General features: G+C 61.7%; 15 protein-coding genes. 12 read left to right on the top strand and 3 right to left on the bottom strand.

Annotated features, from left to right (window positions below; translation table 11 throughout):
* Window positions 1-69 precede the first annotated feature (69 nt).
* The 5 genes from hutI to AB4Z13_RS28550 are packed head-to-tail and all read left to right on the top strand — an operon-like array spanning window position 70 to window position 5,946.
* Window positions 70-1,329 carry an imidazolonepropionase gene (gene hutI, locus AB4Z13_RS28570; protein ID WP_442207380.1) on the top strand — a complete coding sequence of 420 codons (1,260 nt, stop codon included), beginning with the start codon at window positions 70-72 and terminating at the stop codon, window positions 1,327-1,329.
* Window positions 1,326-2,861, top strand: coding sequence for a histidine ammonia-lyase (gene hutH / locus AB4Z13_RS28565; RefSeq protein WP_442207379.1), 1,536 nt, complete (start codon window positions 1,326-1,328; stop codon window positions 2,859-2,861). The genes hutI and hutH overlap by 4 nt, the downstream gene beginning before the upstream one ends.
* A gap of 1 nt (window position 2,862) precedes the next feature.
* A complete protein-coding gene (hutG, locus tag AB4Z13_RS28560; protein ID WP_113324345.1) occupies window positions 2,863-3,663 on the top strand; it encodes an N-formylglutamate deformylase in 801 nt (266 codons plus the stop codon).
* Window positions 3,664-3,678: 15 nt separating this feature from the next.
* Window positions 3,679-5,367 (top strand): urocanate hydratase, encoded by a 1,689-nt coding sequence (gene hutU, locus AB4Z13_RS28555; protein WP_113324344.1) that lies wholly within the window; start codon window positions 3,679-3,681, stop codon window positions 5,365-5,367.
* Window positions 5,368-5,370: 3 nt separating this feature from the next.
* Complete coding sequence (locus AB4Z13_RS28550) at window positions 5,371-5,946, top strand: HutD/Ves family protein (protein WP_442207378.1); 576 nt, start codon at window positions 5,371-5,373, stop codon at window positions 5,944-5,946.
* Between the two features lie 58 nt (window positions 5,947-6,004).
* On the opposite strand, the gene hutC is transcribed toward AB4Z13_RS28550, so the two are convergent.
* Window positions 6,005-6,760, bottom strand: a complete 756-nt coding sequence (gene hutC / locus AB4Z13_RS28545; protein ID WP_113324342.1) for a histidine utilization repressor — start codon at window positions 6,758-6,760, stop codon at window positions 6,005-6,007.
* Between the two features lie 191 nt (window positions 6,761-6,951).
* Between hutC and AB4Z13_RS28540 the strand changes: the two genes are divergently transcribed.
* The 7 genes from AB4Z13_RS28540 (at window position 6,952) to AB4Z13_RS28510 (ending at window position 13,111) form a co-directional block, all read left to right on the top strand.
* Window positions 6,952-7,794: a transporter substrate-binding domain-containing protein gene (locus AB4Z13_RS28540; RefSeq protein WP_007817211.1), complete on the top strand. Its 843-nt coding sequence runs from the start codon at window positions 6,952-6,954 to the stop codon at window positions 7,792-7,794.
* Window positions 7,795-7,897: 103 nt separating this feature from the next.
* Window positions 7,898-8,623 (top strand): ABC transporter permease subunit, encoded by a 726-nt coding sequence (locus tag AB4Z13_RS28535; RefSeq protein ID WP_113324340.1) that lies wholly within the window; start codon window positions 7,898-7,900, stop codon window positions 8,621-8,623.
* Window positions 8,624-8,633: 10 nt separating this feature from the next.
* Entirely contained in the window at window positions 8,634-9,338 is a 705-nt protein-coding gene (locus AB4Z13_RS28530) for an ABC transporter permease subunit (RefSeq protein WP_113324339.1), read from the top strand.
* Between the two features lie 27 nt (window positions 9,339-9,365).
* Complete coding sequence (locus AB4Z13_RS28525) at window positions 9,366-10,142, top strand: ATP-binding cassette domain-containing protein (RefSeq protein ID WP_037108536.1); 777 nt, start codon at window positions 9,366-9,368, stop codon at window positions 10,140-10,142.
* Window positions 10,139-11,632, top strand: a complete 1,494-nt coding sequence (locus tag AB4Z13_RS28520) for an HAL/PAL/TAL family ammonia-lyase (RefSeq protein WP_113324338.1) — start codon at window positions 10,139-10,141, stop codon at window positions 11,630-11,632. Before AB4Z13_RS28525 ends, AB4Z13_RS28520 begins: the two co-directional genes overlap by 4 nt.
* A gap of 9 nt (window positions 11,633-11,641) precedes the next feature.
* Window positions 11,642-12,772 (top strand): N-methyl-L-tryptophan oxidase, encoded by a 1,131-nt coding sequence (gene solA / locus AB4Z13_RS28515; protein ID WP_442207377.1) that lies wholly within the window; start codon window positions 11,642-11,644, stop codon window positions 12,770-12,772.
* A gap of 75 nt (window positions 12,773-12,847) precedes the next feature.
* The gene (locus AB4Z13_RS28510; RefSeq protein WP_162748087.1) at window positions 12,848-13,111 is read left to right on the top strand and encodes a hypothetical protein; all 264 of its coding nucleotides are present in this window, start codon (window positions 12,848-12,850) and stop codon (window positions 13,109-13,111) included.
* 47 nt (window positions 13,112-13,158) lie between these two features.
* On the opposite strand, the gene AB4Z13_RS28505 is transcribed toward AB4Z13_RS28510, so the two are convergent.
* Both AB4Z13_RS28505 and AB4Z13_RS28500 read right to left on the bottom strand, forming a co-directional pair.
* Window positions 13,159-13,635, bottom strand: a complete 477-nt coding sequence (locus AB4Z13_RS28505; protein ID WP_442207376.1) for a GNAT family N-acetyltransferase — start codon at window positions 13,633-13,635, stop codon at window positions 13,159-13,161.
* Window positions 13,635-13,919 carry a type II toxin-antitoxin system TacA family antitoxin gene (locus AB4Z13_RS28500; RefSeq protein ID WP_113324334.1) on the bottom strand — a complete coding sequence of 95 codons (285 nt, stop codon included), beginning with the start codon at window positions 13,917-13,919 and terminating at the stop codon, window positions 13,635-13,637. Before AB4Z13_RS28500 ends, AB4Z13_RS28505 begins: the two co-directional genes overlap by 1 nt.
* Window positions 13,920-14,353 lie beyond the last annotated feature (434 nt).

Here is a 14,353-nt window from a genome sequence, read left to right as displayed (position 1 = left end):
TAAATTTCCACTTGTCACCACTACTATTATGTATATACATATTAACCCATAAAGAAAGGCGTAAAGCTGATGAGTGGGAACAAATTTTCCGGATCGGGTCGCGGCTCCGCCGCCCGTTCGCTTTGGCGCAATGGGCGCCTTGCGACGCTGCGGGAGGATCTGACGGGCCTCGGCATTGTCGACAAAGGCGCCATCGTTTGCGAAGGCGGTCGTATCCTTTTTGCCGGGCCAGAAGGCGAATTGCCGTCCGCCTTGATCGAGACGGCCGAGATCACGGATCTTGAAGGCCGCTGGGTCACGCCGGGCCTCGTCGACTGCCACACGCATATCGTCTATGGCGGCAATCGGGCGCGGGAATTCGAGATGCGCCTTGAGGGTGCCACCTATGAAGAGATTGCGCGCACCGGCGGCGGCATCGTCTCCTCGGTGAAAGCAACCAATGCACTGTCCGTGGAGGGCCTGGTCGAGGCCGCGCTGCCGCGGCTCGATACGCTGCTTTCCGAAGGTGTCACCACCATCGAGATCAAATCCGGCTATGGCCTCAACATCGAGGCGGAGCTGAAGATGCTGCGCGCTGCTCGCGCGCTCGCAAATGTCCGACCCGTGCGGGTCGTCACCTCCTATCTCGGTGCTCATGCAACACCTGTCGAATACAGGGGACGCAATCAGGATTATATTACTGAAGTGGTCCTGCCTGGACTGGAACGGGCGTATGCGGAAGGCCTCGTCGATGCCGTCGACGGCTTCTGCGAAGGCATCGCCTTCTCGGTCGACGAGATTGGCCGAGTCTTCGACAAGGCCCGTTCGCTTGGTATTCCCGCCAAGCTCCATGCCGAGCAGCTTTCCAATCTCGGCGGCGCAAAACTCGCAGCCTCCTACGGCGCGCTTTCGGCCGATCATCTGGAATATCTGGATGAGGATGGCGCGCGGGCAATGGCTGCGGCCGGCACGGTCGCCGTGCTGCTTCCGGGCGCTTTCTACGCGATCAACGAAAAGCAGAAGCCACCGGTTCAGGCCTTGCGCCAGACCGGCGTGCATATCGCAATTGCCACGGACTGTAATCCCGGCACCTCGCCGCTGACGTCCATGCTGCTCACCATGAACATGTCGGCGACGCTGTTCGGGTTGACCGTGGAAGAATGCATTGCCGGGGCAACCCGCGAGGGCGCACGCGCGCTCGGCCTGCTTGCCGAAACAGGGACGCTCGAAGCCGGCAAGTCCGCCGATCTGGCGGTCTGGAATATCGAGAGCCCGGCCGAGCTCGTCTATCGCATCGGCTTCAACCCGCTTTATGCGCACATCTTCAAGGGCGAGAGGATCGACCGATGACCATCACTCTCCATCCGGGTTCCGTTTCACTTCAGGATCTCGCCACCATCTACTGGACCGGCGTTCCGGCAAAACTCGATCCCTCCTTTGATGCGGGGATCCTCAAGGCGGCGAAACGTATTGCCGAGATCGCTGCCGGCAATGCGCCGGTTTACGGCATCAATACCGGCTTCGGCAAACTTGCCTCGATCAAGATCGACAGCGCCGATGTCGCCACACTCCAGCGCAATCTCATCCTTTCCCATTGCTGCGGCGTCGGCGAGCCGCTGCCGGAAAATGTCGTGCGTCTCATCATGGCGCTGAAGCTCGTTTCGCTCGGCCGTGGTGCCTCCGGCGTGCGGCTCGACATTGTGCGGCTGATCGAAGCGATGATGGCGCGCGGCGTCATTCCGGTCATCCCGGAAAAGGGCTCGGTCGGCGCCTCCGGCGATCTTGCACCGCTTGCCCATATGAGCGCCGTGATGATGGGCCACGGCGAGGCGTTCTTCGGCGGCGAGAGGCTGCATGGTGCAACGGCGCTTGTCAAAGCCGGGCTGCAACCCGTCGTGCTGGCAGCCAAGGAAGGCCTGGCGCTCATCAACGGCACGCAGACCTCGACGGCCCTTGCGCTTGCCGGCCTTTTCCGTGCGCACAGGGCGGCGCAATCGGCGCTGATTACCGGCGCCATGTCGACGGATGCGGCCATGGGCTCGTCCGCACCCTTCCATCCCGATATCCATACGCTGCGCGGCCACCGCGGTCAGATCGACACGGCAGCGGGCCTACGCGCCCTGCTCGAAAACTCGCCGATCCGCCAGAGCCATATCGAGGGCGATGAGCGTGTTCAGGATCCCTATTGCATCCGCTGCCAGCCGCAGGTCGACGGCGCCTGCCTCGATCTCCTGCGCTCGGTGGCCGGCACGCTCGCGATCGAAGCCAATGCGGTGACCGACAATCCGCTGGTTCTGTCGGATAATTCCGTCGTCTCCGGCGGCAATTTCCATGCCGAACCCGTTGCCTTTGCCGCCGACCAGATCGCGCTTGCCGTCTGCGAGATCGGGGCGATCGCCCAGCGCCGCATCGCGCTGCTTGTCGATCCCGCCCTTTCCTACGGTCTGCCGGCCTTCCTCGCCAAGAAGCCGGGGCTCAATTCCGGCCTGATGATCGCCGAAGTCACATCCGCCGCGCTGATGAGCGAAAACAAGCAGATGTCGCACCCAGCCTCCGTCGATTCGACGCCGACCTCGGCCAACCAGGAAGACCATGTGTCCATGGCCTGCCACGGCGCGCGCCGGCTACTGCCGATGACCGAAAATCTCTTTGCAATCATCGGCATCGAGGCGCTCACCGCCGCACAAGGGGTGGAGCTTCGCGCACCGCTTGCGACCAGCCCCGAGCTCAAGAAAGCGATCGCGGCTATCCGCGCTGTTGTGCCGTCGCTGGAGGAAGATCGCTACATGGCGAACGATCTGAAGGCGGCGACGATGCTCATTGCGAGCGGCGGTCTCAACGCATCCGTTTCAAGCGGCATCCTGCCCGCTCTGGAGGTTTGACATGTCTGTTTTTGAGGTCAAGCAAGGCACCTCCCCCGTCATCCTCGGCTTTCCCCATACGGGCACAGAGGTTCCGGCCGATATATGGGAACGCCTTGATGAGAATGGCCGGCTGCTTGCCGATACCGACTGGCACATTCACCAGCTCTACGACGGCTTGCTCGACAATCCGACCACGGTGCGCGCGACTTTCCATCGCTACGTGATCGATGCCAACCGCGATCCCTCAGGCACCAGCCTCTATCCCGGCCAGAACACGACCGGGCTGATCCCGCAGACGGATTTCGACGGCAAGGCAATCTGGAAGGATGGGGCCGCGCCGACCGAGGCCGATATCGCCGTCAGGCTGCGCGATTTTCATGCGCCCTACCACGGCGCCCTTGCGGCCGAGATCGAACGGGTCAAATCCATTCATGGCGTCGCCGTTCTCTACGACTGCCACTCCATCCGCTCGCACATTCCCTTCCTCTTCGAGGGCAAGCTGCCGGATTTCAACATCGGCACGGATATGGGCAAGACCTGCGATCCGGCAATTGAAGAGGCGACAGTCGCCATCGCCTCGGCTGCGACGGGTTATGACAGCATCCTCAACGGCCGCTTCAAGGGCGGCTGGACGACGCGCCATTACGGCAAGCCGGAAACCGGCGTGCACGCCATCCAGATGGAGCTCGCACAATCCACGCATCTTGCAACCGAAGCGCCGCCCTTTGCCTATGACGGCGAGGAGGCCGACAATCTGCGCATCCATCTCAAATCCATTCTGACGCGGATCGAAGAGATCGCGCTTGGTCTGAAACGCTAGAAAGGGACCATCATCATGACCGTAAACCCGCGCCACAATATCCGCGAAATCCGTGCGCCGCGCGGCGATCAGCTGAACGCCAAGAGCTGGATGACCGAAGCGCCGCTGCGCATGCTCATGAACAATCTCGATCCTGACGTCGCAGAAAATCCGCATGAGCTCGTCGTCTATGGCGGCATCGGCCGTGCCGCCCGCACCTGGGACGATTTCGACCGTATCGCTGCGACGCTGAAGACGCTCAACGAAGACGAGACGCTGCTGGTTCAGTCCGGCAAGCCGGTCGGCGTCTTCCGCACCCACAAGGATGCGCCGCGCGTGCTGATTGCCAATTCCAACCTCGTACCGCACTGGGCGACCTGGGATCATTTCAACGAGCTCGACAAGAAGGGCCTTGCCATGTACGGCCAGATGACGGCCGGCTCGTGGATCTATATCGGCACGCAGGGCATCGTGCAGGGCACCTACGAGACCTTCGTGGAAGCCGGCCGCCAGCACTATGACGGCAATCTCACGGGCAAGTGGATCCTGACCGGCGGCCTCGGCGGCATGGGCGGCGCCCAGCCGCTCGCTGCCGTCATGGCCGGCGCCTGCTGCCTGGCCGTCGAATGCGACGAGACCCGCATCGATTTCCGCCTGCGCACGCGATATGTCGACGAAAAGGCCCATACGCTCGATGAGGCGTTGGAAAAGATCGAGCGCTGGACCAAGGCGGGCGAAGCAAAGTCGGTCGGCCTTGTCGGCAATGCCGCCGAAATCTTCCCGGAACTCGTTCGTCGCATGAAGGCCGGCGGCCCACGCCCCGATATCGTCACCGACCAGACCTCGGCGCATGACCCGCGCAACGGCTACCTGCCGGTCGGCTGGACCGTTGCCGAAGCCAAGGCCAAGCGCGAGAGCGATCCGAAGGCCGTCGAGACTGCCGCGCGCGCCTCGATGAAGGCGCATGTGGAGGCGATGGTCGCCTTCTGGGATGCCGGTGTTCCGACACTCGATTACGGCAACAACATTCGCCAGGTCGCCAAGGACGAGGGACTGGAAAACGCCTTCGCCTTCCCGGGCTTCGTGCCGGCCTATATCCGCCCGCTCTTCTGCCGCGGCATCGGTCCGTTCCGCTGGGCCGCCCTGTCCGGAGATCCCGAAGATATCTACAGGACCGACGCCAAGGTGAAGGAGCTGCTGCCCGACAACAAGCACCTGCACAACTGGCTCGACATGGCGCGCGAGCGCATTGCTTTCCAGGGCCTGCCGGCACGCATTTGCTGGGTCGGCCTCGGCGACCGCCACCGTCTGGGTCTTGCCTTCAACGAGATGGTCAAGAATGGCGAGCTTAAGGCGCCCGTCGTCATTGGCCGTGACCACCTCGATTCCGGTTCCGTCGCCTCGCCGAACCGCGAGACGGAAGCCATGAAAGACGGCTCGGATGCCGTCTCCGACTGGCCGCTCCTGAACGCTCTGCTCAACACCGCCTCCGGCGCCACCTGGGTCTCGCTGCATCATGGCGGCGGCGTCGGCATGGGCTTCTCGCAGCATTCGGGCATGGTCATTTGCGCCGACGGCACCGACGATGCGGCCCGCCGCCTCGGAAATGTTCTCTGGAACGATCCGGCGACCGGTGTCATGCGCCATGCCGATGCCGGCTACGACATCGCCATCGATTGCGCCAAGGAAAAGGGCCTGCGCCTGCCCGGCATTCTTGGAAACTGAGCCATGAAGGTCCTGCGCGCTGCCGGTCACAAGCGCATGCCGTGGAAGAACGGTGGCGGCGAAACGGTGGAGATCGCCATTTCGCCTGAGGGCGCAGGACTTGCCGATTTCGATTGGCGGGTGAGCACCGCTACCGTTGCTTCCGACGGGCCTTTCTCCGTCTTTCCCGGGATCGACCGCACGCTGTCGATCCTGGAAGGCGAGGGTATGCGGCTGTTCATTGAGGGGCGTGAGCCGGTGCTCCTGACGCAGGAGAGTAAACCCCTCGCCTTTGCCGCCGATATCGCCGTCTCGGCAACGCTGCCGGATGGCACAATCACCGACCTGAACGTGATGAGCAGGCGGGGTACCGTGAGGCACGCAGTCGCGCGGCATTTCATCGATGGAAAGAAGAGCCTGGCGTTTGCGAAAGGGATTTTCCTGCTCTTTTGCGCCAATGGGACTCTGGCGGCGCGAACAGGTGCGCAGAGCATCGAACTCGACGCCGGCGATGCAATGCTGCTTGAAGAAAGCGATGGCGGCAGGCCCGATCTTTCCGGCCAGGCGCTCTGCTACGCCATCTCGATCGACAAGGCGTAAAATCATGGAATGGGCTAGGGAAATCGCTTTTTCGAGGAAAGTTCCATATACAACTAGCCTATTCCTCGAAGATCTTGCCGCTTCGCGTTTCCAGCCTGTAGCGATGTCCGGGATAGACAAGACGCGCCGTCGAGACCACATGGCGGGCCGACCAGGTGCGGCGGCGGATGGCAAGGCATGGCTCATTCTGCAGGATTGTCAGCAGCTTGCATTCCCAGGCGCGTGGCACCACCGCCTCGACGATATGCTCCGATGCGCTGAGGGGTGCGGCCGCCGTCAGATAGGCATTCGGCGTCAGCGTCGAAAAGTCCTGCGCCAGATAGTCGGGCACCGCCCCCGGATTGACGAAGCGGTCCTCGATCTGCACAGGCACGCCGTTCTCGTTGTGGACGATCAGCGAGTGGAAAACCGGCGCGCCGATCTCAAGCTCCAGCGCATCGGCAACCTCCGGAGAGGCCGGCTCCTCGGCCAGAACGATGACTGTCGCCTCATGGATATGGCCACGCTCGGCGATCTCGTCGGCGATATTGCGCACCTCGAAGAGCGCCGAATAGCCCTTGCGTTCCGCAACAAAGGAACCGACGCCCTGAATGCGGAGGAGTTCGCCCTCGTTCGCCAGTTCCCGAAGCGCCCGGTTGGCGGTCATCTTGCTGACGCCGAGCTCCACCACCAGCTCGTTTTCGGAGGGCACGCGATGTCGCGGCGGCCATTCGCCGCTGCGGATCCGGTCGAGAATGACCTGCTTGACGCCAGCATAAAGCGGGCCGCCGTCATTTTCCGCCAGTTCGCGCTTCATCTCGCCGGAACGCTTCATTGCCTATTCCCTTTGCATGAATGGAATCTGCCTTTTAAATCGACTTTCCACTTGCATATCACAAAATATCTCATATGGTACCCTATACAACCTGCCGATCCAAAAATGAAACAAAGGATCAGGACGGGCAAGCCGGCGAAGATCGGCATTCATACCGCAAGGTCTGTCCAATCTCAGAGGAGATCACATCAATGAAGCTCAGCACGATTCTTCTTTCCTGCGCGATGACGGCAGCAGCCTTTGCGGCTCCTGCATCTGCCAAGGACTGGACGAAGGCGACCATCACGCTCGAAGGCGCCTACGCTCCCTGGAACCTCACCAATGCCGACGGGTCGCTCGGCGGCTTCGAACCGGAGCTTGCCAAGGTCCTGTGCGAACGCGCCAAGATCGAATGCACCCTGGTCGCATCCGACTGGGATGGCATGATCCCGGCGCTGAATGCCGGCAAGTTCGACGTCATCATGGACGCGCTGTCGATCACCGACGAGCGCAAGCAGGTCATCGACTTCACCATTCCCTATGCTGCAACGCCGGCAGCCTTCGCCACCGCCAAGGACAGCCCGCTTGCCAACGCTTCCGGCACCGGCGCAACCATCAAGATGACGCCCGGCCAGACTGGCGTGAAGGAAATCGAAGCCTTGAAGGAAGCCTTCAAGGGCAAGACGATCGGCATTCAGGCAGCAACCGTCTATGCCAAGTTCGTCTATGACAATTTCGGCAGCATCGCCGAGATCCGCGAATACAAGACGGGTGCCGACCGCGACCTCGACCTGCAGAACGGTCGCATCGACCTCGGCTTCGACGATGCCGTCTACTTCAACAATGCGTTTGAAGCTGCCAATGGCGCGCTTGCCTTTACCGGTCCGGAAATCGTCGGCTCGATCTGGGGCGAGGGCGAAGGGCTTGGCATCCGCAAGGCCGATACGGACCTGCGCGACAAGTTCAGCGAGGCGATCAAGTCGGCGCTCGCCGACGGCACGGTCAAGACGCTTTCCATGAAGTGGTTCAAGGTCGACGTCAGCCCGCAGAACTAAGCGTTCGAGGGAATCCGCGTTCCGTGGTCTCCGCTTTGCGATCGGAGACCACGTGCTATTCTGACCGCCCGTCATCACGACGAAGACAGCGCTGGGAAGGCCCATGGCGATACTCGAACTGATTGGATTCGGCTCAACCGGGTGGGGAGCGTTCCTCCTCCTCGGCACATTGCTGACGCTCTGCGTGACCGCCACCGCACTTGCGATCGGCGCCGTGCTCGGCGCGATCATCGCAGCCGCGAAGCTCTCCAGCAATTTCGTGCTCATCACGATCGGCCATATCTACACCACCGTCTTCCGCGGTGTTCCGGAACTGCTGATCATCTATCTGATCTATTTCGGCGGTTCTTCGGCCATTACCGCGATCGGCCAGTCCATGGGATATGAAGGCTTTCTCGGCCTGCCATCCTTTGCCGCCGGCGCGCTTGCCGTCGGTATCATCTCGGGCGCCTATCAGGCGGAGGTCTATCGTGGCGCCTACAACGCCATTTCCAAGGGCGAGCTTGAGGCGGCTTCGGCGATCGGCATGCATCGCGGCCTGCGGTTTCGCCGCATCATCGTTCCCCAGGTCCTGCGCCTTGCCATTCCCGGCCTCGGCAATGTCTGGCAACTCAGCCTGAAGGACTCGGCGCTGATTTCGGTAACCGGCCTTGCCGAATTGATGCGTTCGAGCCAGGTCGCCGCGGGTTCGACCCGGCAATATTTCCTCTTCTATATCGTCGGCGGTGCGCTCTATCTGATCCTCACCAGCCTGTCCGACCGCGTCTTCAACGGCGCCGAGCGTAAGGCCAATCGCAGCATGCCGGCTTCGGCCATGGGCCAAGCATAGGGGGAAACAGATGGACATTGCCTTCCTCTTCAGCACCATGGTCACGCTCTTGAAGGCGGTGCCGACGACGCTGATCCTGTTCTTCCTGTCGATCTTCTTTGGCGGATTGCTGGCGCTCGTCATCGTCGCCATGCGTGTCAGCGGCAATCCGATCCTCTCCGGCTTCGCCAAGGGCTACATCTTCGTCTTCCGCGGCTCGCCGCTGCTGATCCAGATGTTCCTGGTCTTTTACGGGCTCGGCCAGTTCGGCGTCATCCGCTATTCTTTCCTCTGGCCCTTCCTGCGCGAGCCGATGGTCTGCGCGGTTCTCTCGCTCGCACTCTGCACTGCCGGCTACTCGGCCGAGATCTTCCGCGGCGGCATTCGCGCCGTCTCGCCGAAGGAAATCGAGGCCGCGCGCGCGATCGGCATGTCCGGCCTCCTGATGGTGCGCCGCATCCTGGCGCCGATCGCCTTCCGGCATGCGCTGCCGGCCTATTCGACCGAAATCGTGCTGATGATGAAATCGACCGCACTCGCAAGCCTCGTGACGGTCTGGGAAGTGACGGGCGTTGCACAGCGGCTGATTTCGCAGACCTACCGCACGATGGAAGTCTTTCTCTGTGCGGCCATCATCTACCTCGTTTTGAACTTCATCATCCTGCAGGCCATGTCCCTGCTGGAATACTGGCTGTCCCGACATCGCCGCGCCATTCCGGCGGCGCTGAAGGCTTGAACCCGACTGAACGTGATTGGAGCTTCCATGCCCGGCGTAACCCGACTTTCGGTCCGCAATATCAGAAAGAGCTTCGGCACCCATGAAGTGCTGCGCGGCATATCGCTCGATGCCGAAGATGGCGACGTGATCTCGCTGCTCGGCGCGTCGGGCTCCGGCAAATCTACTTTCCTGCGCTGTATCAACCTTCTTGAAGTGGCGAGCGATGGCGAAATCTGGGTCGACGGCGAACACATCCAGATGATCCACAAGAACGGCAAGACGAAACCGGCGAGCCAGAAGCAGGTCGACCATATCCGCTCGGAACTTGGCATGGTCTTCCAGTCCTTTAATCTGTGGTCCCACATGACCATCCTGCAGAATGTCATCGAAGGGCCGGTCCATGTCTTGAAGCGGCCGCGGGCCGAATGCATCGCAGAAGCCGAAGCGCTGCTCGAAAAGGTCGGTATTGCCGACAAGCGCCACGCCTACCCGGCGCATCTTTCAGGCGGCCAGCAGCAGCGCGCGGCCATTGCCCGTTCGCTCGCCATGAAGCCGAAGGTCATGCTCTTCGATGAGCCGACCTCCGCGCTCGATCCGGAACTGGTCGGCGAAGTGTTGCGCGTCATGCGCGCGCTCGCCGAAGAGGGCATGACCATGCTCGTCGTCACCCACGAAATGAGCTTTGCCCGCAATGTGTCGAACCGCGTCGTCTTCATGCGCGAAGGGCTGGTCGAAAGCAGCGGCACGCCGAACGAAATGTTCGGCGGCGGCGCATCGCCGGCTTTCCGCCAGTTCATCGGCCATTTCGGAAGCGGCCAATGACCATCACCATCGACAGGGTTGCCGGCTGGCGCGATATCGCGCGCGTGGCCGAGGGGGAAGCGCTTGGCCTATCGCAAGCGGCTTGGGATCGTGTCACGCATGCAAGCCGCATCGTCGAGCGGATCGTCGAGACCGGCGTGCGGGCCTATGGCATCAATACCGGTGTTGGTGCGCTTTCTGATACCGTCGTCGACAGGGCCTCGCAGAGCAGACTGTCACGCAACATCATTCTCAGCCATGCGGTTGGCGTCGGCGAATTGCTGGCACCGCGCGAGGTGCGCGCCATCATCGCCGCGCAGATCGCCAATTTTGCCCACGGACATTCCGGAGTGCGTCCCGAGATCGTCCGCTATCTCGCCATTTTTCTCGAAAGGGGCTGTATTCCCGACGTTCCCTCCAAGGGTTCGGCGGGCTACCTCACCCATAACGCCCATAATGCGCTGGTGCTGATCGGCGAAGGCAGCGCCCGCGTTAAGGGCGGCCATATGAGCGGCCGCGACGCGCTTGCCGCCATCGGCCTCGAACCCTTGGTGCTCGGTGCCAAGGAGGGTCTCAGCCTCGTCAACGGCACAGCCTGCGCGACCGGGCTCGCAAGTGTTGCCCTGGCCCGCGCCGAGCGGCTTCTAGACTGGGCCGATGCGATCGCGGCACTCACGCTTGAAGCGGCCGGCTGCCAGATGGCGGCCTTCGATGCGGCTGTTCTGGCACTGCGTCCCTCCAAGGGCATCGCCAGCGTCGGCGCCTCGCTGCGCGCCACGCTTGCCGGCAGCGGGCTGATATCAGCTGCGACAGGCAAACGGACGCAGGACGCGCTCAGCCTGCGTTCAATCCCGCATGCCCATGGCGCCGCGCGCGATGTCTTTGATATTTCGGCCTTCGTCGTCGATCAGGAGCTTGCCTCCGTCACCGACAATCCCGCCGTGTCAGGCACGCCCGAGGAGCCGATCATATCCTCCGAAGCACATGCCGTAGCCCCTTCCCTTGCGCAGGCTGCCGATAGTCTTGCGACGGCCCTCGCTCAGATTTCCGCCATGAGCGAACGGCGCATGGACCGCCTCGTCAATCCGCTCGTGAGCGGCCTGCCGCCATTCCTGGCAAGCGATGCCGGCAGCAATTCCGGCCTCATGATCGCGCAATATACGGCAGCAGCCCTTGCCAACGAGAACCGGCGACTTGCCGCACCGGCCTCCACCGATGGCGGTATCACATCCGGCCTGCAGGAGGATTTTCTGGCGCACCCGACGGCCGCCGCCAACAAGCTTCTCGCGCTGATCGATAATGCCGAATACATCCTGGCAATCGAATTGATGGCGGCTGCGCAGGCCCACGAATTCCTCGTCGGTACCGCGTCGAGGGCGACGGGTACGGATGCTATCTACAAAGCCGTTCGCACGATCGTGCCTGCCTATGCCGACGACCGGCCGCTTTCGCGCGACATCGAAGCCTTACGCGGACTGATCCGTAAGGCCGCAGCACCAGCAATTCCCTGAGGAGACTTCATGACCGCCAGCTTCGACGTCGCCGTTATCGGCCTCGGTGCCATAGGGAGCGCTGCACTCGCCTTTCTGGCAGCCCGCGGTGTCAGGGCGATCGGCTTCGATGCCTATTTTCCGGCCCATGCGCTGGGTTCCTCGCATGGCGACAGCCGCCTGATCCGGCTTGGCTATTTCGAGGACCCGTCCTATGTTCCGCTGCTCAAGCGCGCCTATCAGAACTGGCGGTCGCTGGAGGCACGCCTGCGCACTGAGATCCTGACGATAACCGGCGTGTTGCAGATCGGCGCACCGGACAGCAAGATCGTTGCCGGTACACGCGCGTCCTCCGAACTCCACGGACTGGCCTATGAGGCGCTGGACAAGGAAGAGATGGCGCGCCGCTTTCCGGCCTTCCAGCTCGACGATCATGAGATGGCGCTGTTTGACCCGCAGGGCGGTTATCTTCGTCCCGAGACGGCTGTGCTGGGCTACCTGAGGCTCGCTGTCGAAGACGGCGCCATCCTCCACTTCGGCGAGAAAGTGACCGCAATCGAGCCCGATGATGCCGGTGTGACGATCATCTCTGAAACCGGGCGGTATCGGGCAGGGAAAATCGTCGTGGCGACCGGATCGTGGATTGCCGAACTGATACCCCAGCTGAAGCAGGCGGCGGTGCCAATCCGTCAGGTGGTTGCCTGGTATCAGCCGCAGGATGATGTCGCCACGCAGCCGCAGCGCATGCCCTGTTTCCTGCGGGACGAAGGTGCGCAAGGCACCTATTTCGGTTTTCCCGCCATCGGCGTCGACGGGGTGAAGGTCGGCAAGCACGCACATTTCCGCGAGCCGATCGATCCTAACAAGCCAAACCCGCCCGTCAACGATGCCGACCGGGATTTGCTTGACAGCTTCATCAGGAAGCGTGTTCCGGCTGCTGCCGGTCCTCGCATGAAGGAAACGACCTGCCGCTATACAATGCTGCCGAGCGAGGACTTTCTTCTCGACCATGTGCCAGGCGAAAAGAACATTGTCGTCGCTTCGCCCTGCTCCGGCCACGGCTTCAAGTTCACGAGCGTCGTCGGCGAAATCCTGGCGGATCTTGCCATTGATGGGCAGACCGCCCTGCCGATCAATGCCTTTTCCTTTACCAAGGTCTAGAACCGCGGGCGGCAGCCCGGAGGGCATCGGCGGCTGAGTAAGTCGCCTATGCGGGAAGAACTCGTGGATGATCTCATGATCGTCGATCTCATCGAACCGCAGAACGCCAAATTCACTGATCTGTCTCTTGTTCGGGCGGACAGTACCGCCAAGCAGATCGGAAGGGCAGGAGAAAAAGCAACGTTCATGAACCGTTGGCAGAAACTCGTTGAGATCGCCAAGATGGTTCTTGCCGAACTGCCCCGTGGGGTGGCCGAGAGACCTCAGCACGGTAGCGTCGACGATGGCGTGGAGACCGGCCGAGGGGTGGCTATCGAGCCATTTCCGCTTGATGGGTGAAAGGAGCCGAAGTCTCCAACGTCGATAAACCCGCCATGACTCAGGCCTTATCGAGCTTTCAACGACAATACCAAGGTCATGGGGTTCGCCGGCGAGGCCATAAACCCATAATGCTCATAGAAGGCCTTGGCTTCGTTGGAGATTGCGTGAACGACGAGACCGCGAATACCCATGATATGCGCTGCCTGTCCGGTGCGCAGCACGGCGTCCTGCAACAGTGCGGATCCGATACCTTTTCCCTGCCAGTTGCGGTCAATGGCCAGACGGCCAAGCACCGCCATGGGAACGGGATCGGGCATGTTGCGCCGGATTGTTCCCGGCGCATCTGCGACCGCGAGCGCCCCCGATGACAGGCAATAATAACCTACAACGCGCTCGCCTTCGCACACCACATACGTTCGCGAGGCGCCGCTGACCTGATTGGCCCGCGCCCGGCGGCGCAGCCATTCATCGAGGCTGTCGTGCCCGCTGTCAAAGAGCTGGAGATCGTGCGCTTCGCCGAGAAGCACCGGTGCTGACAACATTACGGCTGCCAGGGTTTGGGTGCGTTCATCAGCCGTTCGAAGCCTTCGCCGCCCGGCGGCTGGTCGAGCACGGCCAGATAGTGTTTATAGCTGTCGGGATCGACCTGCACCAATGTCTGGTCGAGAAGCGCGTCTTCGGCGGCGCGGCGCGCGGCATCGATCATGAAATCCGAGCGGGTTTTCCCGTGGGCCTTGGCGGCACGGTCGATCAGGACGCGGACGTCCTCACGAACCTTCAAATTGACGGGGCGTTTATGGCTGCCGGTTGCGTTTTTGCTGGTCATGGCATTTTTTCCTTCAAGGTCAATATAGCACAAACGGATACACAATGTGTATCTATTTCTTGCGGCATCGCGGTTCGATGGCCTTAAGCCGCCATTTCAGCTCTCCCGACATGAGCGTCGATGGCTTCCATGGCGAACGGGTCCGGCATCACTCCCAGTAGCAAGCTCGCCCTCAATCTTAGGAAGCTGCGATAGCCGGTTCGTTGCATCCATCTCGATGTTCACGCTCATGTCCTGAACCTCGATGATGAAACTGCGGTTGGATGTTCGAGCAAAGGGGCGGAAGCCAATGAGCAGGCGGCCCGAAGCGGACTACTGAGGCAAACTGGGTTGACCGATGTTCGGGAACAGAAGCTGCATTGGGTAAGGAGAGCAAGTTTCGGCATTTCATCGAAAGATGTATATTTCAAGCGGATCGTCTCGGTATCCGTATA

The organism is Rhizobium sp. YAF28 (assembly GCF_052113285.1).
GTDB lineage: Bacteria > Pseudomonadota > Alphaproteobacteria > Rhizobiales > Rhizobiaceae > Rhizobium.
The sequence above is the reverse complement of the archived record's forward strand: the minus strand, read 5'-3'. Positions and strand labels throughout refer to the sequence as shown.